At 51.5% G+C, this 1237-nt stretch carries 2 protein-coding genes; one reads left to right on the top strand and one right to left on the bottom strand.

What is annotated here, in order from left to right; translation table 11 throughout:
• The coding region (locus tag FYJ45_RS30010) for a hypothetical protein (RefSeq protein WP_195842047.1) at nucleotides 1–313 on the top strand (313 nt) is incomplete at its 5' end.
• A 79-nt stretch (nucleotides 314–392) separates the two neighbouring features.
• On the opposite strand, the gene FYJ45_RS29295 is transcribed toward FYJ45_RS30010, so the two are convergent.
• Nucleotides 393–1237 (bottom strand): glucosaminidase domain-containing protein (locus FYJ45_RS29295; RefSeq protein WP_195842046.1); only part of this gene is annotated, 845 nt, incomplete at its 5' end.

Here is a 1237-nt window from a genome sequence, read left to right as displayed (position 1 = left end):
CCGAAAACAATTACATAAAGAGGGTAAATATGATTCTGCCATTGCAAAATGGCAGAGGGAAAAAGAAAAATTCCATACGGAACATTCAGGGGAGAAGCACATCAATGCAAAGCGTTGGAAAATCCAGACTCCCAACGGAGAAATATATGACTGTCAAAATCTTATGTTCTTCATAAAGCAAAATCCTGATTTATTTGACGGAACACCAAAACAGGCATTTGACGGTTTCTCTAAAATTAAAGCCAGTATACAAGGAAAAAGAAAAAATCCTTGTTATACTTGGAAAGGATGGCGTCTTATATCACGGGAATAAGAGTGGGATTTTCCCCCCCCGTGAATAACATTTGAGGGAGACTTTTATTAAGCCTCCCTCATTTTTGGGGACTCCTGCGCTACTCCAGAATCCGTACCCTGTGCAGAACAGTCTGCATTCCGTTCTGAGCCAGCATCTGCCCAAAATTGGATGCCTCCTCCCAGGTATAAGACAATCCCGCGATATTGGCCCACAGGCTGCCATCCGGCTCCTGAGATACACCATCGAACCGGGTAAGGTTCCAACGCTCGACCACTGAGCAGAGCTTGTCTACGTAATCCAAGGATGATGCATAATTGCCAGCTTTGATTATCTCAAAGGCCCTCCGGTAATCTCTGCAGCCAACAATCCCGGCATACCGCAGGTCACTTCCCGCCCTTGCCCCGGCCAAATAAGCGGAATGGTCGGCCAGGTATTCCGCCACCGTTGGGTAAGCCCGGAAGGCCGCTGTCACGGTATAATAACTGCCGTCTGCCCGTTGCTCCGCGGTATCCTTAATATAGATCCGGCCGTCCCAGGCCGACGCCCAAGTATTGCCTGACAGCTCCGCTTTCATGCCGCCCAGGTTGAGCGCCTGCAGAGCCAGCTCCGACTTGCCATAACCAGACTCCAAGATAGACTGCGCTGCAGTTACGCTTGCCAGGATGCCGGATGTCTGCATGTCTGCCGCCGCCATCTGGCCAATGTACTCCACAAATTCCTCCCGGCTCATTGCCGCCAGCCTCGCCGCGTCTGCCGTGGTCTCCGTAGCTTGTCCGGTTATCCCAGCTACAATAGCCGCAGCCATACGGTCAGCGTTGTATATCGCCACATCGTCCGGATCATCCACAAAACAGCACTCAATCAGCAGTGCCGGCGCTTTGGTATGCTTGAGCACGTATAGTCCCGGCCGCTCCTTAATGCCGCGATTGCGATACCCCAGCG

Origin of the sequence: Eisenbergiella porci (assembly GCF_009696275.1) — a bacterium.
In the GTDB taxonomy this organism is placed as follows: domain Bacteria; phylum Bacillota; class Clostridia; order Lachnospirales; family Lachnospiraceae; genus Eisenbergiella; species Eisenbergiella porci.
The sequence above is the reverse complement of the archived record's forward strand: the minus strand, read 5'-3'. Positions and strand labels throughout refer to the sequence as shown.